Origin of the sequence: Marinifaba aquimaris, from assembly GCF_013328345.1 — a bacterium.
Taxonomy (GTDB): Bacteria; Pseudomonadota; Gammaproteobacteria; order Enterobacterales; family Alteromonadaceae; genus Marinifaba; species Marinifaba aquimaris.
In genome coordinates this window covers 21,786-43,367 of record NZ_JABULX010000023.1, presented here as the reverse complement: position 1 = coordinate 43,367, position 21,582 = coordinate 21,786, and the positions used below count along the sequence as shown (strand labels likewise).

Genomic DNA, 21,582 nt, shown 5'->3' with positions numbered 1-21,582 from the left:
ATTATCCGTTAATAAATGATTCGACTGTCGCAACATCGTTAACTGATGTTGCAGATAATGTTTTAACAATGCGCTTAGTTAAACCAGCAAGTACTTTACCTGGGCCAACTTCAACTAATTGAGTAACGCCCTGCTCTGCAAGCTCTTCAACTGTTTCAGTCCAACGTACTGGACAATACAATTGACGTACAAGTGCATCTTTAATGGCTGCTGCATCTTCTTCTACAGCTACATCAACATTATTGATAAGTGCTAACTCAGGCTGGCTTAATTCAATTGCGCTTAACTTCTGAGCTAATTGTTCTGCAGCTGGTTTCATCAGTGCACAGTGTGAAGGAACACTAACCGGTAATGGAAGTGCACGTTTAGCGCCGGCTTCTTTACACAATGCACCTGCTCTTGCTACTGCATCTTTGCTGCCTGCAATAACAACTTGACCTGGAGAGTTGAAGTTAACGGCCTCGACCACTTCACCTTCAGCCGCATCGGCACATGCTTTACGCACAGCATCATCATCTAAGCCAATAATCGCGGACATCGCACCCGTACCTGCAGGTACTGCTGTTTGCATGTATTGACCACGTAATTCAACTAACTTAACTGCATCGGCAAAATCCAATACACCAGCAGCAACGAGTGCTGAGTACTCGCCTAAGCTATGACCAGCAAAATAAGCGGGTGCAGGTGCATTTTGTTCACGTAGTACACGTAAAATAGCAATGCTTGACGTTAATAGTGCAGGTTGAGTGATATGAGTTTGGTTTAAATCTTCAGCTGGACCATTCGCGACCTTGTCCCATAAGTCATAGCCAAGTGATTCACTGGCTTGCTGAAAAGTTTGACGCACAACGTCATGCGCTTCGTATAAATCAGCCAACATTCCAACAGTTTGAGAACCTTGGCCCGGAAATACATAAGCAATTTTTTGTTCTGACATTCTTTATAAATCCTAAAATTTATCAGTATTTTAGTAAGGCTGAAGCCCAAGCAAAACCACCGCCGAAAGCTTCAATTAAAACAGTTTGACCTCGTTTAATACGTCCGTCACGTATTGCTTCATCGAGAGCAGTAATAACAGAAGCAGCAGAGGTGTTACCGTGTTTGTCTAGAGTGACAACAACACGATCCATTGTCATATTGAGCTTTTTAGCAGTCGCTTTGATAATTCTTAAATTGGCTTGGTGAGGAACCAACCAATCGATATCTTCTTTAGCCATATTGTTAGCGGCTAAAGTCTCTGAACAGATTTCACTTAGTTTTGTTACAGCAACTTTAAATACTTCATTGCCTTTCATGTAACCCCAAGAGTCATGCACAGAATCTTCGATTCCTCGAGTTGGGATACCTGCTCCGAGTAATTCGCCGTGACGACCATCCGCGTGAATATGCGTAGATAAAATCCCTGTTTCTTCATTTGCTTCTAAGATACAAGCGCCGGCAGCATCGCCGAATAAAATGATCATAGAACGATCTTCAGGGTTGATAAGACGAGTTAATGCATCAGTCCCAACAACAAGAATTCTTTTTGCATTTCCTGATTTGATAAACTGATCGGCAACACTAACGGCATAACAGAAGCCGGCGCAAGCTGCAGCAACATCAAAAGCAGGAATACCCGCCGGACAATCAAGCAATTGTTGAATTTCACATGCTGCACTTGGTAATGCTTTTTCCCAGCTTGTTGTTGCACAGACGATCATATCAATATCTGAGGCTTGTAAATTAGCAGCTTCTAATGCTTTTTTTGCAGCCTCTGCGCCCATAGTGGCAACATTTTCATCTGGGCCTGCAATACGTCTTTCATTAATACCAGTTCGCTCCACAATCCATTCGTGGCTGGTATCAACCATTTGCTCTAAATCGGCATTTGTGCGTACTTGTTCTGGGAAGTAGCTCCCTGTACCAATAATTCTAGAATACATAACTTGGATTTATGCCCTGTCGTTTAATGCGTTTTCCATCTGGTGTTCAATGCGTTGAGGGACCTGATGTTCTATTTCGTTTATTGCTTCTTTAATTGCATAGCGAAAGCCATCGATAGAAGCATTGCCATGACTTTTAATCACAACCCCTCTGACACCTAATAAACTGGCACCATTGTATTGGTCGGGATTAATTTGTTTATACATTTTTTTTAATATTGGCAACAAGAATACAGATAATATCCGAGTCACCCAACTCTTGCCAACAGCTTGTTTAATACTTTGGGCAACTAGCTTGGCAATACCTTCACAAGCTTTTAACGAGACGTTACCAACAAAACCATCACATACGACTACATCCGCTTTATCAGAGAAAATATCATTCCCTTCTACATAACCTACGTAGTTAATTTGCTGATCTTCACTAATTAACTTAGCTGCTCGTTTAATTTTATCGCTGCCTTTGATCTCTTCTTCACCCACATTGAGTAAAGCAACTCTTGGCTCTGCTTTAATTTGTTCTGCTTTTTCCGCTGCTAATACGCTTCCCATTAATGCAAATTGGTGGAGGCTTATTTCATCTGCATCAATATTGGCACCTAAATCGAGTAAATAAGTTCGATTTCCCGTTAGCGAAGGCATAACGGTAACTAATGCTGGACGGCTAATACCAGGGATCATACCCAATACATAATAAGCCATTGCAAGTAAAGCACCTGTGTTACCCGCACTTATACATGCTTGTGCTTTTCCTTCTTTAACTAAATCGAGACATTTTCGCATCGATGATTTTGTTTTCTGGCGTAAAGCAAACGAGGGTTTGTCACCCATTTCTACTGTTTGTTCACAGTGGTATACAGAAACGCGATCGTGTTCAAAGTAAGGAGATTGATTAAGTTGGGAATTGATAGCTTGGCTATCGCCACAAATTATAAAATTGATATTGTGGTATTTGCTAAGAATAGCAAGGGCAGCAGGAATAGTAATGGGAGGCCCATGGTCGCCTCCCATTGCATCTAACGCTAGGGTTAGATTAGTCAAATCAGTAATAACTCTTATATTAAGAAATTACTTTTTTGCCTTTGTAGTAACCGTCAGCAGTTACATGGTGACGTAAATGCGTTTCACCTGTAGCGCTATCAACTGAAGTTGTAGCAGATGTTAACGCATCGTGTGAACGACGCATACCACGGCGTGCACGTGATTTTTTGCTTTTTTGAACAGCCATTTTAGACTCCTAATCTTTTTGAAATTTCAAATTTTTTAATGCTTCAAACGGGTTTGGTTTGCTGGGTTCATCCTCAACTTCACCGAAACTCATGTCATCTTCTGAAATATCACAGTCGTCTTCGTCATGCTTTGGCACAATAGGTAGAGCAAGAATTAGCTCATCTTCTACTAGCGCCTTGAGCTCTAGCATGCCATAGTCATTTAACGTGATGATTTCGTATTCTGAAGGTATGAGTTCTTCATCTACGCTTGCCAGTTTAGGTGTAAATTTAGATGATAAATTTAACTTTTGGGGTAATGCCCCACCGCAACGTTGACAAGTTACCTGAACTTCCGCGTCAGCACTAAGCAGCAAAACGGTTAAGCCTTGCTCGTCTAATTTACATTCTAAATTAACCGTAACTTCACCAGTTTGGTCTAGTACAACTTCTTTAAAACGTGATAAATCTTCCAAGCGATAGATACCTGAAAAAGATGAGCGGATTTGCGCACTTTTTATAGGATCTAGTTCGATTGGCATTTTGACCTTTTGCATAGGGCGCGAATGGTATCGATCTGGACTTGTTTAGTCAATTGAAAAAAACGAAAATAACCATCTAATTTCATTATTCTCAATAATTATGCATAACAGACCGATAATCTTAGCTTCTACCTCACCTTTTAGGAAACAAATTTTAGCCAAACTCAATATCCCCTTCACAGCTCAAGCGCCTGAAGTGGATGAAACCGCATTAATAGATGAAACAGCAGATGCGCTCGTTGAACGTTTGGCATTTTTAAAAGCAAAAGCAATTTCAGATAAACATAATCAGGCCATTGTCATTGGATCCGACCAAGTGGCCGTTGTTGAAGGCACTATATTAGGAAAACCGGGTAATTTTGAAAATGCGAAAAAACAATTGCAATTGTTATCAGGTAAAACAGTCACATTTTTAACCGGTCTAAGTATCCAAATAAAAGAAACTAACTTTGTTCAAACCCTTGTTGAACCATTTAATGTGTGTTTTAGAAACTTGTCAGAACAGGAAATTGAACATTACTTAAAAACTGAACAACCTTATAACTGTGCAGGAAGCTTTAAAAGTGAAGGTTTAGGTATTACTTTATTTGAAGCCCTTTCTGGTAAAGACCCTAATACACTTATAGGCTTGCCGCTAATTAGTCTTAATCAAATTTTAATACAAGTAGGACAGAATCCATTATTAAATCAAGTTGAAAACAACTGATTATTCTTGTTATATAAAATCACGTAAAAAAATCGTTAATAGGTAGACAACGAGGTTAAAAATCGATACTTTGTAACAAAAAGTAAATGGATATTAGAGTTTTCATGAAAACGAACGTTGTTACCTATTTTACTACCCTCTTTATTTGTATTCTTAGTTTGGTGCATAGCAAAGCATTTGCACTAGCCGAACATGTACATGCATTAAAGACAGATCAAGGATATGATTTCTCTGCACTTACCAGTAGCGTAAAGCATAATCGCATGGTGTTTCTTGGTGAGCAAACACACGGAGATAGTCAGGCGTTTAAAATAAAAGCTGAACTGGTTAAAACACTGCACCAAGAACATGGTTTTGATGTATTAGCAATAGAAAGTGGCTTTTATGATATTGCCAAAATTTGGCAAGAAATGTTGCAAGGAAAGAGTCTTTCTGAAGAATCTATTGGCAGCCTATTTTACATGTATGCTCAAAGCCAAGAGCTCAAACCACTGTTTAATTACATCGAAAGACACGCTAAAAGTAATCGCCCACTCTATATAGTGGGCTTTGATGCTCAGCATTCTGGTCGTAAAGCACAAAAAGAATCCATTAGCGAGCTTATCGACTTTATCGCACAAGGCGATCCAGAGTTATTAACGTCTCGCCAAAAAATCCAACTCTTCACAGAACTTGAATACCTATTCCAATTCAATCACAAACCAAGAAGCTCAGAAAACTTAGCCGAGGTGCAATATACATTGGCCTTCTTAAGGCACCAGCTAAATAGCCTAGATGTTGTGAAATCTGATGATATTTTTTCCAGAAGCGATTTTTGGCTTAACTATATTATGAGTGTAGAGTCTCAAGTTAAAACTTGGTGGGTGCATGGAAGAGAGAGTACTAAAGGCCGAGCAACGCGAAATAAAAGAATGGGTAAAACGCTTAACTGGATTGCAAATGACTTATTTCCAAATAAGAAAATTATGGTTTGGGGACACAATATCCATGTCGCAAAAAATATCAGTCGTTTAGTTCAGTTCCCATCGAGTTTTGATTCAATGGCTGCTGATTTACGCTCACAAAGTCATGTCGTTTTACTAACGTCAGGTAAAGGCACATTTAGGGACTGGGATCTAAAAACAATTCATACCATCCCAGCTGCTAAACCAAACTCATTAGAAGCGTCTTTAGCTGAATTTAAAGCAAGCAGTTTATGGCTAAACCTTCCTTATACAAGCTATGGCTATGACCAAAAAATAAAAGCGAGAATAGCGGAGCATAATCAGCTCGATGTAGCAATTAAGCTTCACGCTGATTCAATCATATATGTAGATAAAGAAGAACCAGCTCAGTACTAATTAATAGCTATGGCCAGTTATTGAGCTAAATAACTGGTCAATTCTTCAATCGAATTAAAAATAGCTTTAGGCTTTTCTTTAATTAGCTGCTCTTCATTGGCGACACCAATCGTTACACCTATACTATCCATTCCTGCAGCAGTAGCCATTTGTAAATCAAAAATAGTATCTCCGATAAAAACAGCATCTTTACTATCAATTGATAACTCAGCAAGTATCTGTTCTAACATTTGTGGATCAGGCTTTGAGCGGCATTCGTCTGCACAACGGGTAGAAATAAATAACTCAGTAAAACCTGTATCTTTGAGAACTCGTTCTAAACCTACTCTCGATTTACCAGTAGCAACGGCTAATTTAATACCTGATTTTGAAAGTGTGTTTAATAATGTATCTACACCTTCAAATAGTGGCGCAGGCATATCATTACCTGATACATACTGACTTTTGTAGGTATCAGATATTAATTGTTGTTCGGAGGGCGTGGCTTCAGGAAAGAGTGTTTTCACTGCAACAGGTAAACTTAGACCAATAATCGATTTGGTAGTATCAAAATCAGGTACCGTCACTTTTGCATGTTCAGCGGCTTTTTGCATCGAGGAAACAATACGCCCTATCGAGTCCATTAGAGTGCCATCCCAATCAAAAATAACCAACTTATAACGACGGGCTTGCATCATTATTTACCAGCCTTATTGAGAGCTTTTAATGCTTTATCTAAATTGTCTGTTAATGGCGCTTCAACTCTTAACGTTGTCTCTGTTTTAGGGTGTATAAAACTGATACTAGCAGCATGTAAAAATAGCCTTTTAATACCAAAGGGTTTTACTTGGGAGTCAAAATCGCGATCGCCGTATTTATCATCGCCTGCAATTGGGTAGCCAGATGCGGCAGTATGAACGCGAATCTGGTGGGTCCGCCCAGTCACAGGGAAAGCTTCAATTAAAGTAGCTTGATTATATTTGTTTAACACTTTAAAGCGCGTTAATGAGGCCTTACCTAATTTAGGATCAACTTTTACTAGGCGTTCCCCTGAGGCCAATTGATTTTTGTGTAATGGTTTTTCAACTTGTCGTAGTTTTTCTGGCCAGTTGCCCTTAACCAGTGCCCAGTATCGTTTATCTACCTTTTTCGTCCTCAATTGCTCATGTAGTGCTTTTAAAACTGAACGTTTTTTAGCGATGACAATACAACCTGAGGTGTCACGGTCTAAACGATGAACCAATTCAACACACTTGGCCAAAGGGCGAAGTTTTCTCACTGCTTCAATTAAGCCAAAGTTTAAACCCGAGCCACCATGCACAGCTAACCCAGACGGTTTATTAACTATTAGCAAACTGTCATCTTCGAATAATATTGATTGCTCAACTTGAGTGAGAATGTGTTGCCCTACTTGTTTAGGTTGACTACCTGCTTCAGGGATTTTTACCGGAGGTATCCTAACTAAGTCTCCAGGTTGTAATTTATATTCAGGCTTAATTCGCTTTTTATTTACTCTGACTTCACCTTTTCTGATGATTCGATAAATCAAAGTAGTCGGCACGCCTTTTAGTTTTCGCTTCAAAAAATTGTCTATTCTTTGACCACAGATGTCATCATCTACTTCCTCGAAACTAACTGACCTACGTTCATTTTCATTCATTACAGTTTTTCTACCGATATTTACTATTTTCAATTGCCGCAATTAGGCAGTATTTGCTATATTTTCGGTGATGGCATCAAACAATGCCAGATTTTTTTATAGCGCAAAGCGCAAAGATTTACAGATAACAGCTCTTGCGAAACGTAAGAGGCTAATTTCGACGCAATCATATAAGCAAAAGATAGTTCAGATTTATATGATCGAACGCATTTTTAAATCTACTCGGAGTGAGTAATTTGCCGAGTAGGATTTAAAACGAAAAGCCCAGTGAGAAGAAGCTAAATTATTTCGTCACGACGCGAAAATACAAGTTATCCCAAGTATACATTTAATAGCATTGCAAGGACTTGCTGTGCTTTACAAGGCAGATATCAGCCAGTTGGGGACCTGAAAAAGCCCGCTGGTGTTTTTTATTGCCTGAAAAACAATGTAAAAACGACTGATAATCGGGAGATTAACAGGGTTTGATGAATTTGTATTTTGCAGTTGATGACGTAAATTTAAGGTAAAAATTCGTCATGAAACGCATGTTAATTAACGCGACTCAAGAAGAGGAGTTGCGTGTAGCCCTCGTTGATGGTCAACGCCTATATGACCTAGACATCGAAAGTTCAGGCCATGAACAAAAAAAAGCCAACATCTACAAAGGTCGAATCACACGTGTAGAACCAAGTTTAGAAGCCGCATTTGTTGATTACGGTGCTGAACGTCACGGCTTCCTCCCGCTTAAAGAAATAGCCCGCGAGTACTTCCCTGAAGGCTATACATTCTCTGGTCGCCCTAATATCAAAGAAGTAGTTAGCGAAGGCCAAGAAGTTATTGTTCAAATTGATAAAGAAGAGCGTGGCCAAAAAGGTGCTGCTTTAACAACTTTCATCAGTTTAGCGGGTAGCTACTTGGTATTGATGCCTAATAACCCTCGCGCAGGTGGTATTTCTCGCCGTATTGAAGGCGATGAGAGAACAGAGTTAAAAGAAGCTTTAAATAAACTGAACCTACCTAAAGGAATGGGCTTAATTGTTCGTACTGCAGGTGTCGGTAAGGCTTATGAAGAATTAGAATGGGATTTAAATGTCCTATTACATCATTGGAAAGCAATCTCAGATGCAGCTGATAGCCGCGAAGCTCCTTTCTTAATTCATCAGGAAAGTAATGTAATTGTTCGTGCAATCAGAGATTACTTACGCCGTGACATCGGACAAATCTTAGTAGATAACAAAAAAATCTACGAAGAAGCAAAAGGACATATTTCACTTGTTCGCCCTGACTTTGTAGACCGTGTAAAATTATACGAAGGCAACTCGCCATTATTTAATCACTACCAGATAGAAAGTCAGATTGAATCAGCTTTTCAACGAGAAGTTAGATTACCGTCAGGTGGTTCAATTGTTATTGATCCAACAGAAGCTTTAACATCAATCGATATCAACTCGTCTAAGGCAACTAAAGGCGGAGATATTGAAGAAACAGCATTAAATACCAACCTTGAAGCTGCAGATGAAATTGCTCGCCAGCTTCGACTTCGTGACTTAGGTGGTTTAGTGGTTATCGATTTTATCGATATGACACCAGCCCGTAACCAGCGCGAAGTGGAAAACAGATTACGCGAAGCCGTTAGACCTGACCGTGCCCGTATTCAATTAGCACGTATCTCACGCTTTGGTTTAATGGAAATGTCTCGCCAACGCCTTAAACCTTCATTGGGCGACAATGCGAATAAGGTATGTCCTCGTTGTTCTGGTACTGGCACAATTCGCTCTACCGATTCTCTGGCACTGTCAATTCTTCGTTTATTAGAAGAAGAAGCGATTAAAGAGAATACGGTTCAGGTAAGAGCAAATGTACCAATCGATGTTGCAACATACTTGGCAAATGAAAAACGTGGCGCTTTGCGATTCATTGAAAAGAATCATAACGTGCGTGTATTAGTTATCCCTAATCCAAACTTTGAAACACCTCACTACGAGATGGTGCGTCTAAAAAAGGATGACAATACAGATGAATTAAGTTATTCGCTTGTCAAAAAGCCAGAAATGGAAATTGACGCGAGTATTTCTCAATTTGTTGACACGCCTGCTGGTAAAGAAAACAAAGAAGAGCCAATGTTAAAGGGCTTTACAGCACCTGACACACCAGCTCCAGTTGTAGCAGCAGAAAAAGTAAAACAAGAAAAGAAAGTTAAAGAAAAAGAAGACACTTCATTTTTAGCAAGTATCTTTGCTTGGTTTGCTAGTTTATTTGGTTCATCTGCTGAAGAGAACAAAAAATCGTCTGAAAATAAAGGACAGAACAAAAAACGCCACAATAATAAGCGTCGTAATAACAACCGTAAACGCAGCCGTAACAACCGTCGCGATTACGATACTAAAGGTAAACCTCAAGATAGAAAGGCAGATAAAAAAGATGTGAAGCGCGATGATAAACCCGCTAAACCACAATCTGAGAAAACTGCAAATCGTCAGGGGCAAAAAGCCAAAAGTAATGAGAAAGTTGCAGAGCGCCGTCAGCGGAGACAGCAACGAAAGAAAATTCGTGTTGAAGAAAAGTCAGATTCAAATGTGGAATTAGCTGATACACAAGCCAAAGAAGTAAACACTCAGGTGGTAGCAGAGACTAAATCAGTTGAAGCAAAGGCGGCTGAGCAACAAAACACAGAAAAGGCATCACAAGACAGTAAACCTCAGCAAAATGCGAAACAGGACAAAGCTGAAGGGCAAACGCGAAGCAGACGCTCACCAAGGCACTTGAGAGCATCAGGACAAAAGCGTCGCCATGATAAAAATGGTGAACAAAACCAAGAACAGAAAACACATGATGTAACTGTTGACCCTGTTGATAGTCGCTACCCTGAAGCAGAAACGGTAACTGAAACTAAAGTAGTCGAAGAGACACAACAAACTCAGGAAAGCACACCGCAATCCGAGGAAGTTGTTGCAGCAGATAAACCTCAAGTTGCAGAAGTTGCAGAAGTTGCAGAAGTTGCAGAAGTTGCAGAAGTTGCAGAAGTTGCAGAAGTTGCAGAAGTTGCAGAAGTTGCAGAAGTTGCAGAAGTTGCAGAAGTTGCAGAGCACGCTAGCTCACAGGTGCAGCCAACGCAAGACACTGCTGCAGATTCAACTGAGCAAGATTTAGCGCTCAAAACACCAGTTGTTGAGACTTCAGATTCCGACGAGAAAGCAACACCAGCAATTGATGTTAAAAAAGAAACCGAAACACAGAGCAAAACCTCAGCACCATTAAAAGCTAAAGCACCTTATAAAGGCCATGCCTCAGCACCAATGAAGCGAACAGAGGTTGAAACGCTTGATCTAAGTAAAGAGCTTGCGATTAGTGAGCTTGATAAAGCCCATCGTATTGCGGTTTACTCGAGTGGTAAAGTAGGTGGAAGCACAGGCGCTTCGAGCCAAAGTCAATCGCCAATGACTCGCGCAGTCTAAACAGATTGAGTAGATAGATATTAAACGATATCTATCTAACGCTTAACTCAAATAAAAAGCCCGTTAAACACTGTTTAACGGGCTTTTTTAATGACTAAAAAGAATTAAGTATTTAGCTAAGTGTTTTATTAATTTGCTCTAAAACGTCAGCAGGGTTATCAGCTTGCGTGATTGGCCTACCAATAACTAAATAGTCAGAGCCGCTTGCGACGGCCTTTTCAGGCGTCATAATACGCTTCTGATCGCCTACATCAGCCCCAGCAGGTCTAATACCCGGCGTTACCAGTTTAAAATCATCACCTAATTGAGATTTTAGTAACTCAGCTTCTTGGGCAGAGCACACTACACCGTCTAACCCACTATCCTTTGCAAGCTTCGCAAGTGCTTGTACTTGTTCGGCAGGAGTATTATTTATACCTAAGCCATTCAAATCAGATTGATCCATACTGGTCAAAACAGTTACACCAATTAATAACGGCTTTTTCTCACCAAACTTTGCTAATGCTTCCTGTGCAGTTCGCATCATAACTTCGCCACCAGATGCATGAACATTGACCATCCAGACACCCAATTCAGCTGCAGCAACACAAGCTTTTGCTGTTGTAGCAGGTATATCGTGAAATTTAAGATCTAGGAATACATCGAAGCCTTTTTCGACTAACTGGCGAACGAATTCAGGACCAAAGTAAGTAAACATTTCTTTGCCTACTTTTAAACGACACTGGTTAGGGCTTAGTTTATCAACTAAGGCTAAAGCATCTTGTTTTTGGTTGAAGTCTAAAGCAACAATTACTTTAGCGTCTGTATTAGTAGACATTTAATCTCCTGTTAAACCTTTAATGGGTTCGACACTTCCCCATTGTTTACAACGTGGGCATTGCCAAAATAAATAGCTTCCCTGATAACCGCAATTGCCGCATTCATAATCGGGAAGTTGAGTAATTTTTGTGATCACCATTTGCTTCAAGTTTTGCATTTTTTGTTTTGCTTCAGACGATTCAATTTGTTCAGCGTCGTGGGCAAGTAAATTTGCAAAACCTTGTATAGTGGCATTTTTTTCTAGCTCACTAATCAGTGTTTTTCTTGAAGTACGCGTGTCACCCATTTCAGATTGAATTTGTGCAATTTGAGCTGCTACAACTGAACTTGTCTGGGTGTTTTTAATCGATTTTAGAAAGGCCAAACGCGCATCTAGCTCAGGAAAGATAATAGAAACTTTCTTAATTAACAGTGGAACATAGCCTTGGCAATACTGTGCTAGTGACGATGCATACGCTTGTGCTTTATCCAATTGCTCAGTGGATAATTTAATTTCTATCAGCTCTAAATAAGCTCTTGCGCAAGAATTATCATAGTTAAGCGCTTTGATAAGTAAAGACTCTGCGATTTCTTTATTTTCGGCCTTCTCAGCCAATTCACATAACAAATAAGCGCGAATGTTATTCAGATCATCGCCTTCCTGGCATGTCAATTCGCTGATGATATCGTAAGCTTTTTGCCAATCTCTGTAGGTTTGGTAGATTCGACAGAGTACGATCCTAGTTTCGTAACTGAACTCTTCATCTTCTGTCAATGGTAATAAAAGCGCTTCTGCCCTATCGAACAATGCACTTTCAACAAAATCGTAAGCTAATTGTAAGATTGCCGTTTTTCTTTGCTTAGGACTCAAAGTGTCTTGTTTTGCCAAGAACTGGTGAATTTTAATTGCTCTATCATTCTCACCTTTGGCACGAAATAACTTTCCAAGAGCGATATGAGTAGTGAAAGTTTCATTATCTACCTCCAGATTCTCAATTAAAACCTCAATAGCCTTATCTCGCTGATTATTCAGAAATAAGTTCAGGCCTGATAAGAAGTTTTGGTTAATTTTTTCGTGTTGTTTTAATTGTTGCTGGCGAAAGCTATTCCTACCCATAACGTAGCCGTATAAAGCCGCTACAGGTAAAAGAAGAAAGAGAAGTTCTGGCATTTATTGATCTTTTAACTGAATTCGCAAATAGTCATTTTCTTGAATAAGCTGTTTGATCTTTTTATTCTGCTGGATTGATTTAAATTTAGCCCGGGATAAGAAAACCCACCAAGCAAGAGAAGCTAAAATCACACCTGCGATAAAAAACACAGCGAGAGCTTGAGATAATATCAAATCTTGCTTAGCTAAAATATAGTTTAATGTAATTGATTGGTCGTTTTGACTAGATAAAACTAAGGCAAAAACTGCAAACGACACAACAACTAAAAAGTAGATTATTTTTTTCACAATAGGTAAGACTAGAAAATGTTTACGCGCTCACGTAACTCTTTACCTGGTTTGAAATGTGGCACATATTTACCTTCAAGCTGAACGCTTTCACCTGTTTTAGGGTTACGACCCACTCGCGGCTCGCGGTAGTGAAGGGAAAAACTGCCAAAACCACGGATCTCAATACGTTCATTATTCGCTAATGAATGAGCCATGTATTCTAGGAGCTCTTTGATCCCCAATTCGACATCTTTGAGTTGAATTTGAGGGTTTTTATCGGCGAGTAATTCAATTAATTCAGATTTGGTCATGTTAACCTCAGAAGTAAAATTTAATTTAAAACGTCTTCACCGGCCAAAAATAAAAAAGGTGAGGAAGTCCTCACCTATTTTAGTATCAAAAAAAGGTTTTAGCCAAGCTAAAACCTTTAAAATCAACTAACTAAGCATTACTCGCCCTTTTGAGCGTTTTTGAATGCTTCAGCCATAGCGTTGCTGAATGAACCAGAATCTTGTTGGTTAACAGATTCTAATGCAGCTTTCTCTTCTGCTTCGTCTTTAGCTTTGATTGATAAGCTAACAACGCGGTTCTTACGATCAACACCGATGAACTTAGCTTCAACTGAATCGCCTACGCTGAATTCAGTAGATGCGTCTTCGATACGGTCACGAGAAATATCGCTAACACGTAAGTAACCTTCAACACTTTCAGCTAATTCAACTGTAACACCTTTAGCGTCTACAGCAGTAACTGTACCAGTTACGATAGCGCCTTTCTTGTTAGTTGTTGTGTACTTGCTGAACGGGTCTTCGTCAATTTGCTTGATACCAAGAGAAATACGCTCACGCTCTGCATCAACTTGTAATACAACAGCAGTAAGCTCTTCGCCTTTCTTGTATTCACGAACTGCTTCTTCACCTGTAGCATTCCAAGAAATGTCAGATAAGTGAACAAGACCATCGATGTTGCCGTCAAGACCAATGAAGATACCGAAGTCAGTGATTGACTTGATCTTACCAGATACTTTATCGCCTTTAGCGAAGTTCTTAGCGAACTCTTCCCAAGGGTTAGCTTTACATTGCTTAAGACCAAGAGAAATACGACGACGTTCTTCATCAATTTCAAGAACCATAACTTCTACAGTGTCACCTAAGTTAACAACTTTAGAAGGGTGGATGTTCTTGTTAGTCCAATCCATTTCAGAAACGTGAACTAAACCTTCAACGCCTTCTTGGATTTCAACGAAACAACCGTAGTCAGTTAAGTTAGTTACGCGGCCAGAAAGCTTAGCACCTTCAGGGAAACGCTCTGCGATTTCGCCCCAAGGATCGCTACCTAATTGCTTAAGACCTAATGATACACGTGATTTCTCTTTATCGAACTTAAGAACTTTAACAGAGATTTCATCGCCAACATTTACGATTTCGCTAGGGTGCTTAACGCGCTTCCAAGCCATATCTGTGATGTGAAGAAGACCGTCTAAACCACCTAAATCTACGAATGCACCGTAGTCAGTTAAGTTCTTAACGATACCTTTAACTTCTTGACCTTCTTCTAAGTTAGCAAGTAACTCTTCACGTTCAACGCTTGTTTCAGATTCGATAACAGCACGACGAGAAACAACAACGTTGTTGCGTTTTTGATCTAACTTGATAACTTTGAATTCTAACTCTGCACCTTCTAGGTGAGAAGTGTCACGTACAGGACGTACGTCAACTAATGAACCTGGTAAGAACGCACGGATACCTTCGATCTCAACAGTGAAGCCACCTTTAACCTTACCAGAGATAAGACCTTTAAGTGTTTCAGACTCTTCACATGCTTTTTCTAAGCGGATCCAAGCTTCGTGACGTTTAGCTTTCTCACGAGATAAAATAGTTTCACCGAAACCGTCTTCCACTGCATCTAATGCAACGTCGATTTGGTCACCAACGTTAACTTCAACTTCACCAGAAATGTTAGTGAATTGCTCTACAGGGATAGCACTTTCAGATTTAAGACCCGCATCAACTAATACGATATCTTTTTGAATTGCAACGATAGTACCTTTAACGATGGCACCAGGACGAGTTTCGATTTGTTGTAAGCTTTCTTCAAAAAGCTGTGCAAAATTTTCAGACATGAATGATAGTCTTCTATAAATTAAAATCTGAGCTATATCCGAATATCTCAGGGTTGTTATATAAAACCTGCCTACCTTGGCGGGCCAGTTAAATAGCTAGGCCGAACCTAGCATTTAATATGGTTAACTCAAACGAGATTGAACATGATTGAGAACTTTATCTACCACATCTTCAATCTTCATTTCAGTCGAATCTATTTCAAGTGCATCTTCAGCCGCAACTAAAGGCGCAACAGCACGATTCATGTCACGTTCATCACGCGCACGTATATCGGCTAAAAGGCGCTCAATTTTAACGCTTGGGTCGCTATCTTTCAACTGTAGATAGCGTCTTCTTGCTCTTTCTTCTGCAGATGCGGTTAAAAACACCTTTACTTCAGCAGTCGGAAATACAATAGTGCCCATATCACGCCCATCTGCAACCAAACCAGGTGCTTCTCTAAATGCTCGTTGACGTCTAAGTAAAGCTTCTCGAACACGAGGTAAAGAAGCTACTTTTGATGCGACAGCGCCGATATCTTCTGTTCGAATTGCATTGGTGACATCTTCGCCTTCCAAAATGACATGTGTTTCACCATTTTCGGAAACGAAGCTAACATCTAAATGTCCAGCTAATGGGACAAGAGAATCTTCATCTGTTGGTTCAATATCATGATGAACAACAGCAAGCGCAAGAACACGATAAATAGCACCACTGTCTAAAAAGTGCCAACCTAAGTGTTCGGCAACTCGTTTACTTACAGTGCCCTTTCCTGCACCGCTTGGTCCATCAATAGTGATCACCGGAGTAAGCTCGGTCATCTTTTACCTCAATTTGTTACAAATGGCAGACGTTACTCATTAACCGTAACGCTTAACAAAATCTGCCATGAATTCCGTTAACTTAACGACACCTTCATAAGGCATCGCATTATAAATGCTGGCACGCATACCACCTACACTGCGGTGACCTTTCAATGCTAATAACCCAGCACGTTGTGATTCATCTAAAAACGTTTGGTTCAGCGTTTCATCTGCGAGATAAAAAGGTACATTCATACGCGAACGGTACTCTTTATCTACAGGGTTATGATAAAAATCGTTACTGTCTATAAAATCGTATAGAGCAGTCGCTTTTTTGATATTCACTTGTTCAATCGCTTCAACACCGCCCTGCTCTTTTAGCCAATTAAAAACAAGGCCTGCTTGGTACCATGCAAATGTAGGAGGCGTATTTAACATAGAATCTGCATTTAGCTGCTTTTGATAATCAAAAATAGAAGGTGTTTCGATACGAGCCTGTCCAATTAGGTCTTTTCGAACAATGACGATACCTAAGCCACTTGGACCAATATTTTTTTGTGCCCCCGCATAAATCAAACCAAATTTATTGACATCAACTGGTCTAGATAAAATGCATGATGACATATCCGCTACTAGGGGTTTATCAGTCCCTGGTGTGTAATTAAACTCCACACCGTCAACGGTCTCATTAGGACAATAATGAACATAGGCCGCTTCATTTGATAACTGCCAATCAGAGGTTGGGGTAATACTTCTCAGTTCGCCCACTTTAAATTGGTTTGCAGCAATATTTACACGTCCGAACTTTTGATGCTCATCTACTGCACTTTTTGACCAAGACCCGGTAATCACGTGGTCAGAAGAGCCGCCGACAGGCAGTAAATTAAGTGGAACGGATGCAAATGCGCCTCGGCCACCACCGTGCATAAATAACACAGCATAATCTTCGCTGATCCCCATCAATTGACGGAGGTCGCGCTCTGCTTGTTCGGCTACTTCAATGTAATCTTTGCTACGGTGGCTGATCTCCATTACAGAGCAGCCTAAATTATGCCAATTAAGTAATTCAGCCTGTGATTTTTCCATCACAGGCTTTGGTAACATGGCTGGTCCTGCGCAGAAGTTAAAAACAGCGTTACTCATTATCTGCACTTGGCTCCGCATTATCGCTTGAAGAAGCTTCACTCACTTCGTTCGTTTCCGTATCAACTGATTCACCATCAGTAAACTCTTCATCAGTATCAAGTTCGTCAATACGCTCTAAGCCAACAACTTGCTCACCTTCAACTGTTCGAATCAAACGAACACCTTGTGTATTTCGTCCAACTGTAGAAACTTCATTAACACGTGTTCTTACTAATGTACCTTTATTACTGATCAGCATAATTTCATCAGCATCAACAACTTGAACAGCACCAACAACATTACCATTTCTTTCTGATACTTTAATCGATACAACACCCTGTGTTGCACGGCTCTTAGCAGGGTACTCTTCTAAAGGTGTGCGTTTACCATAACCATTCTCCGTAACAGTAAGAATTTCGCCTTCCTCTTTTGGAACAATTAAAGACACAACTTTCTGGCCTTCTTGCAACTTCATGCCACGAACACCCGTTGCAGTTCGGCCCATTGAACGAACTTGGCTCTCAGCAAAGCGAACAACTTTACCTTCATCAGAGAACAGCATGATTTCGCTATCACCATGCGTGATATCAACACCAATTAACGTGTCACCTTCATTTAGGTTAAGTGCAATAATACCGTTTGCACGAGGACGTGAATACTCTGTAAGAGCAGTCTTTTTAATCGTACCGTTTGCTGTTGCCATCACTATGTATTGGTCATCAGCATATTCACGTACAGGCAAGATTGCAGTAATACGCTCGCCTTCATCGAGTGGTAATAAGTTAACAATAGGTCGACCACGCGCAGTACGATTCGCTAACGGTAATTGATAAACCTTCAACCAATACAATTGTCCATCAGAAGAGAAACAAAGAATCGTATCGTGAGTGTTTGCAACAAGTAGTTTTTCGATGAAGTCATCTTCTTTCATCTTAGTTGCAGCTTTACCTTTACCACCGCGGCGTTGAGCTTCGTATTCAGATAATGGCTGATACTTCACATAGCCTTCGTGAGATAGTGTCACGACCACATCTTCTTCTGCGATTAAATCTTCAAGGCTAATATCGTGCGCTGCTGCTGAAATTTCAGTACGACGCTCGTCACCAAACTCGGCTTTAATGTCAACGAGTTCATCACGAATTACTTCCATTAAGCGAACAGCACTTGCTAGGATATGAAGTAACTCAGCAATTTCGTCTAGTAATGCTTTGTATTCAGATAAGATTTTCTCGTGTTCAAGACCTGTAAGCTTGTGTAAACGTAAATCAAGGATCGCTTGTGCTTGTTGTTCTGTTAAATAGTATTTGCCATCGCGAATACCATAACTTGCTTCTAACCACTCGGGTCTAGCTGCATCAGTACCTGCTCTCTCAAGCATCTCAGCTACATCACCTAAATCCCAAGCATTCGATACAAGTGCAGCTTTAGCTTCACTTGGGCTAGGCGATGCTTTGATTGTTTCTATAATAGGGTCAATGTTAGCTAATGCAATTGCTAAGCCTTCAAGGATATGGGCACGTTCACGGGCTTTTCTTAGTTCGAAAATCGTTCTACGTGTAACAACTTCACGTCTGTGGTTGATAAACGCTGATATCATATCGCGTAAATTGAATAAACGCGGTTGACCATTATCAAGCGCAACCATGTTCATACCAAATACGACTTGCATTTGAGTAAGAGAGTAAAGTTGATTAAGTAATACTTCACCAGACTCGTTACGCTTAACTTCAATTACAATTCGCATACCGTCTTTATCAGACTCGTCGCGCAACGCTGAAATAGCTTCAATACGCTTTTCTTTAACCAACTCAGCCATCTTCTCAATCAGACGAGCTTTATTTACTTGGTATGGAATCTCAGTAACGATGATGGTTTCTTTACCGTTATCTGCCACTTCAATTTCAGCACGAGCACGTAAATAAATTTTACCACGGCCGGTGCGATAAGCTTCTTCAATACCTTTGCGACCACTGATAATGGCAGCTGTTGGGAAATCTGGACCTGGAATATATTCGATGAGCTGTTCTATCGTGATATCCGGGTTTTCAATCATGGCTAAACAGCCATTGACGACCTCAGTTAAATTGTGAGGTGGAATATTAGTTGCCATACCAACCGCGATACCGGATGAACCGTTCACCAATAAGTTTGGGACACGCGTAGGTAAAACTTCTGGAATCTGTTCAGTACCGTCATAGTTAGGTACATAGTTAACCGTTTCTTTTTCAAGGTCGGCAAGTAATGAATGTGCCATTTTAGCCATTCTAACTTCGGTATAACGCATTGCGGCAGCAGAGTCACCATCTACAGAACCGAAGTTACCTTGACCATCAACGAGTAAATAACGCAATGAGAAAGGCTGAGCCATACGAACGATTGTGTCGTAAACGGCACTGTCACCGTGCGGGTGGTATTTACCAATGACGTCACCAACGATACGAGCCGACTTTTTATAAGGCTTGTTAAAGTCATTTTTTAACTCGTTCATTGCAAATAAAACGCGGCGGTGTACAGGTTTTAGTCCATCACGAACATCAGGTAATGCACGACCTACGATTACGCTCATAGCGTAATCCAAGTAAGAGGTTTTCAGTTCGTCTTCAATATTGACGGGGAGTATTTCTTTGGCCAAATCACTCATAAACAGGACTGTTCCCTAACTGTTGTTATCTAGTTATATCTCGTTAGCTAACTTGAGAATTCATTGTCGATGACAAATTTCGACCGCCGATTCTAACATACTTATCCGCGCATACCATTGAAAATTTGACCGTATTTGTAACCTGAATTAACAGTTATACATTTACTATTCAAAATGGCTTTTTCATAGTGCTCAAAACTCGGTATGATGCGCATTACAAAGTAAAATAATTAGACCTGAAAAAAGAGAGTAATATGTCGCTTACTAATGCGGATAACCTAGATCAACAGGAAGTTGAAAAATTTGATGAAATAGCTCACAACTGGTGGGATAAAGATCAAGAATTTGCCCCACTCCATCAAATTAACCCCTGTCGACTCGATTTTATTCTCGGTCATGCTGGCCAGTTGTATGATAAACAAGTATTAGATGTTGGCTGTGGTGGCGGTATACTCAGCTATTCAATGGCAAAACATGGTGCAAAGGTCACGGGTATTGATGCTGCAGAACAAGCCATCAAGATAGCTCAATTACATGCAAAGTCACAAAGTATTAGCATCGACTTTCAGCAAACACTCGCGGAACCTTTTAGCGAAAACCATGATTCGCAATTTGATATTGTCACTTGTATGGAAATGCTAGAACACGTCCCTGACCCCGAGTCAGTCATTCAGGCAGCTTGTAAAACACTAAAACCAGGCGGACAACTATTTGTTTCGACATTAAATAAAACGCTAAAAGCCTATTTACTTGGCGTTGTCGCAGCTGAAAATATCCTAGGTTTAGTGCCTAAAGGTACACACGAACACGATAAGTTCATCAAACCATCACGTTTAATTGCGATGATTGAAAGCCAAGGCTTAAAAGTTAAACAAGCCAAGGGGATGCATTACAACCCATTGACTAAATCAGCCAAACTCAATGACGACTTATCAATCAACTATTTATTGTATGCCTACAAGCCGACTTCAGCAGAATTATAAGGGAGTAACATGTTGCAACAGGACTTTGTAAAACTGGCTCGACCTGAAGCGGTACTGTTCGATCTAGATGGAACCTTACTCGACACAGCGAGAGACTTAGGAAATGCACTTAACGCAATCTTAGCAAAAAATGCACTACCCGAACTCAAATATGAAGATTACAGAGATACGGCATCTCACGGGTCGATTGGCTTGCTTAAATTGGGCTTTGGTGGACAATTTAACGATTTCGATGAACACCAAGTCCAATCTTTAAAACAAGCTTTTTTAGATCATTATCAGGCAAACCTAAATCAAGCGACAGTGCTATTTGAGCAAATCCACGATCTCATTAAAGGTTTGGACCAGCATCAAATTCCATGGGGTATAGTGACGAATAAACCTGGCTATTTAACTGATGCCTTGATTGTTGACTTTCCGGAGTTTGCAGCGTGCAAAGTGATAATATCAGGCGATACGCTTGCTCAAAGGAAGCCTCACCCAGCTCCGTTATTGCACGCAGCTGAACTCATGTCAGTTAACCCTGAAAATTGTTGGTATGTTGGCGATGCTGAGCGTGATATTGCTGCGGGCAATGCTGCCAATATGACTACATTCACTGCAAATTGGGGCTACACAAGAGATGAGTTACCAATTGAACAATGGCGAGCAGACTGGCAATTAATTGAACCAAATTCGCTGCTAAAACATCTCAATATTTCACTTTAGTTTATATTCTAGGCGAGTTACTCAACTCGCCTTTTTTGCAATTATTTTCTTATACTTTTTCACGATAAAATTATCCCAATATCATTTAATAAAAAATGTTTTTTTTCATTTCAGTTTGCATTGGCAAAAAAAAGTTAAAAATGAACGCCTTAAAGTGAGTGTCTACTAACATTTAAAATTTCATTAA

General features: G+C 40.2%; 20 protein-coding genes. 5 read left to right on the top strand and 15 right to left on the bottom strand.

The window, feature by feature from the left end; translation table 11 throughout:
- Window position 1: 1 nt before the first annotated feature.
- From fabD to yceD, 5 genes are read right to left on the bottom strand one after another with little or no spacing between them, the layout of a single operon-like run.
- On the bottom strand, window positions 2-937 hold the full coding sequence (fabD, locus tag HR060_RS13960; protein ID WP_174200911.1) for an ACP S-malonyltransferase: 936 nt from the start codon (window positions 935-937) through the stop codon (window positions 2-4).
- Between the two features lie 22 nt (window positions 938-959).
- The gene (locus HR060_RS13955; protein WP_174200910.1) at window positions 960-1,922 is read right to left on the bottom strand and encodes a beta-ketoacyl-ACP synthase III; all 963 of its coding nucleotides are present in this window, start codon (window positions 1,920-1,922) and stop codon (window positions 960-962) included.
- Window positions 1,923-1,931: 9 nt separating this feature from the next.
- Entirely contained in the window at window positions 1,932-2,963 is a 1,032-nt protein-coding gene (gene plsX / locus HR060_RS13950) for a phosphate acyltransferase PlsX (RefSeq protein ID WP_174200909.1), read from the bottom strand.
- A 19-nt stretch (window positions 2,964-2,982) separates the two neighbouring features.
- Window positions 2,983-3,150: a 50S ribosomal protein L32 gene (gene rpmF, locus HR060_RS13945; RefSeq protein ID WP_174200908.1), complete on the bottom strand. Its 168-nt coding sequence runs from the start codon at window positions 3,148-3,150 to the stop codon at window positions 2,983-2,985.
- Between the two features lie 9 nt (window positions 3,151-3,159).
- Entirely contained in the window at window positions 3,160-3,687 is a 528-nt protein-coding gene (yceD, locus tag HR060_RS13940) for a 23S rRNA accumulation protein YceD (RefSeq protein ID WP_174200907.1), read from the bottom strand.
- 85 nt (window positions 3,688-3,772) lie between these two features.
- Between yceD and HR060_RS13935 the strand changes: the two genes are divergently transcribed.
- Together HR060_RS13935 and HR060_RS13930 are read left to right on the top strand one after the other, a co-directional pair.
- A complete protein-coding gene (locus tag HR060_RS13935; protein ID WP_174200906.1) occupies window positions 3,773-4,378 on the top strand; it encodes a Maf family protein in 606 nt (201 codons plus the stop codon).
- Between the two features lie 104 nt (window positions 4,379-4,482).
- Entirely contained in the window at window positions 4,483-5,718 is a 1,236-nt protein-coding gene (locus HR060_RS13930; protein ID WP_174200905.1) for an erythromycin esterase family protein, read from the top strand.
- Between the two features lie 17 nt (window positions 5,719-5,735).
- On the opposite strand, the gene HR060_RS13925 is transcribed toward HR060_RS13930, so the two are convergent.
- On the bottom strand, window positions 5,736-6,395 hold the full coding sequence (locus tag HR060_RS13925; protein ID WP_246283174.1) for an HAD-IA family hydrolase: 660 nt from the start codon (window positions 6,393-6,395) through the stop codon (window positions 5,736-5,738).
- Window positions 6,395-7,357 (bottom strand): 23S rRNA pseudouridine(955/2504/2580) synthase RluC, encoded by a 963-nt coding sequence (rluC, locus tag HR060_RS13920; RefSeq protein ID WP_174200904.1) that lies wholly within the window; start codon window positions 7,355-7,357, stop codon window positions 6,395-6,397. The genes HR060_RS13925 and rluC overlap by 1 nt, the downstream gene beginning before the upstream one ends.
- A gap of 518 nt (window positions 7,358-7,875) precedes the next feature.
- On the opposite strand from rluC, the gene rne reads away from it, so the two are divergent.
- Window positions 7,876-10,794, top strand: coding sequence for a ribonuclease E (rne, locus tag HR060_RS13915; RefSeq protein ID WP_174200903.1), 2,919 nt, complete (start codon window positions 7,876-7,878; stop codon window positions 10,792-10,794).
- A 112-nt stretch (window positions 10,795-10,906) separates the two neighbouring features.
- Here rne and pyrF read toward each other — a convergent pair whose 3' ends face one another.
- The 8 genes from pyrF to gyrA form a co-directional block, all read right to left on the bottom strand.
- Window positions 10,907-11,611, bottom strand: coding sequence for an orotidine-5'-phosphate decarboxylase (pyrF, locus tag HR060_RS13910; protein WP_174200902.1), 705 nt, complete (start codon window positions 11,609-11,611; stop codon window positions 10,907-10,909).
- Window positions 11,612-12,763, bottom strand: a complete 1,152-nt coding sequence (locus HR060_RS13905; protein WP_174200901.1) for a hypothetical protein — start codon at window positions 12,761-12,763, stop codon at window positions 11,612-11,614.
- Window positions 12,764-13,051 carry a lipopolysaccharide assembly protein LapA domain-containing protein gene (locus HR060_RS19460; protein ID WP_174200900.1) on the bottom strand — a complete coding sequence of 96 codons (288 nt, stop codon included), beginning with the start codon at window positions 13,049-13,051 and terminating at the stop codon, window positions 12,764-12,766.
- Between the two features lie 11 nt (window positions 13,052-13,062).
- On the bottom strand, window positions 13,063-13,344 hold the full coding sequence (locus HR060_RS13895) for an integration host factor subunit beta (RefSeq protein ID WP_174200899.1): 282 nt from the start codon (window positions 13,342-13,344) through the stop codon (window positions 13,063-13,065).
- A gap of 137 nt (window positions 13,345-13,481) precedes the next feature.
- Window positions 13,482-15,155, bottom strand: a complete 1,674-nt coding sequence (rpsA, locus tag HR060_RS13890; protein WP_174200898.1) for a 30S ribosomal protein S1 — start codon at window positions 15,153-15,155, stop codon at window positions 13,482-13,484.
- Between the two features lie 123 nt (window positions 15,156-15,278).
- Entirely contained in the window at window positions 15,279-15,956 is a 678-nt protein-coding gene (gene cmk / locus HR060_RS13885) for a (d)CMP kinase (RefSeq protein WP_174200897.1), read from the bottom strand.
- A 39-nt stretch (window positions 15,957-15,995) separates the two neighbouring features.
- Entirely contained in the window at window positions 15,996-17,081 is a 1,086-nt protein-coding gene (serC, locus tag HR060_RS13880; RefSeq protein ID WP_174200896.1) for a 3-phosphoserine/phosphohydroxythreonine transaminase, read from the bottom strand.
- On the bottom strand, window positions 17,074-19,704 hold the full coding sequence (gene gyrA, locus HR060_RS13875; protein ID WP_174200895.1) for a DNA topoisomerase (ATP-hydrolyzing) subunit A: 2,631 nt from the start codon (window positions 19,702-19,704) through the stop codon (window positions 17,074-17,076). Before gyrA ends, serC begins: the two co-directional genes overlap by 8 nt.
- Window positions 19,705-19,958: 254 nt before the next feature.
- Between gyrA and ubiG the strand changes: the two genes are divergently transcribed.
- Entirely contained in the window at window positions 19,959-20,687 is a 729-nt protein-coding gene (gene ubiG / locus HR060_RS13870; RefSeq protein ID WP_174200894.1) for a bifunctional 2-polyprenyl-6-hydroxyphenol methylase/3-demethylubiquinol 3-O-methyltransferase UbiG, read from the top strand.
- A 9-nt stretch (window positions 20,688-20,696) separates the two neighbouring features.
- Window positions 20,697-21,395, top strand: coding sequence for an HAD family hydrolase (locus HR060_RS13865; RefSeq protein ID WP_174200893.1), 699 nt, complete (start codon window positions 20,697-20,699; stop codon window positions 21,393-21,395).
- Window positions 21,396-21,582 lie beyond the last annotated feature (187 nt).

Bases quoted from the DNA above. Each gene is read 5' to 3' on its own strand.
- pyrF (WP_174200902.1), bottom strand. From the start codon at position 11,611: ATGTCTACTAATACAGACGCTAAAGTAATTGTTGCTTTAGACTTCAAC.
- HR060_RS13865 (WP_174200893.1), top strand. From the start codon at position 20,697: ATGTTGCAACAGGACTTTGTAAAACTGGCTCGACCTGAAGCGGTACTG.
- HR060_RS13895 (WP_174200899.1), bottom strand. From the start codon at position 13,344: ATGACCAAATCTGAATTAATTGAATTACTCGCCGATAAAAACCCTCAA.
- rpsA (WP_174200898.1), bottom strand. From the start codon at position 15,155: ATGTCTGAAAATTTTGCACAGCTTTTTGAAGAAAGCTTACAACAAATC.
- HR060_RS13905 (WP_174200901.1), bottom strand. From the start codon at position 12,763: ATGCCAGAACTTCTCTTTCTTCTTTTACCTGTAGCGGCTTTATACGGC.
- yceD (WP_174200907.1), bottom strand. From the start codon at position 3,687: ATGCAAAAGGTCAAAATGCCAATCGAACTAGATCCTATAAAAAGTGCG.
- HR060_RS13925 (WP_246283174.1), bottom strand. From the start codon at position 6,395: ATGATGCAAGCCCGTCGTTATAAGTTGGTTATTTTTGATTGGGATGGC.
- rne (WP_174200903.1), top strand. From the start codon at position 7,876: ATGAAACGCATGTTAATTAACGCGACTCAAGAAGAGGAGTTGCGTGTA.
- fabD (WP_174200911.1), bottom strand. From the start codon at position 937: ATGTCAGAACAAAAAATTGCTTATGTATTTCCGGGCCAAGGTTCTCAA.
- rluC (WP_174200904.1), bottom strand. From the start codon at position 7,357: ATGAATGAAAATGAACGTAGGTCAGTTAGTTTCGAGGAAGTAGATGAT.
- HR060_RS13935 (WP_174200906.1), top strand. From the start codon at position 3,773: ATGCATAACAGACCGATAATCTTAGCTTCTACCTCACCTTTTAGGAAA.
- serC (WP_174200896.1), bottom strand. From the start codon at position 17,081: ATGAGTAACGCTGTTTTTAACTTCTGCGCAGGACCAGCCATGTTACCA.
- ubiG (WP_174200894.1), top strand. From the start codon at position 19,959: ATGTCGCTTACTAATGCGGATAACCTAGATCAACAGGAAGTTGAAAAA.
- rpmF (WP_174200908.1), bottom strand. From the start codon at position 3,150: ATGGCTGTTCAAAAAAGCAAAAAATCACGTGCACGCCGTGGTATGCGT.
- HR060_RS13955 (WP_174200910.1), bottom strand. From the start codon at position 1,922: ATGTATTCTAGAATTATTGGTACAGGGAGCTACTTCCCAGAACAAGTA.
- HR060_RS13930 (WP_174200905.1), top strand. From the start codon at position 4,483: ATGAAAACGAACGTTGTTACCTATTTTACTACCCTCTTTATTTGTATT.
- gyrA (WP_174200895.1), bottom strand. From the start codon at position 19,704: ATGAGTGATTTGGCCAAAGAAATACTCCCCGTCAATATTGAAGACGAA.
- cmk (WP_174200897.1), bottom strand. From the start codon at position 15,956: ATGACCGAGCTTACTCCGGTGATCACTATTGATGGACCAAGCGGTGCA.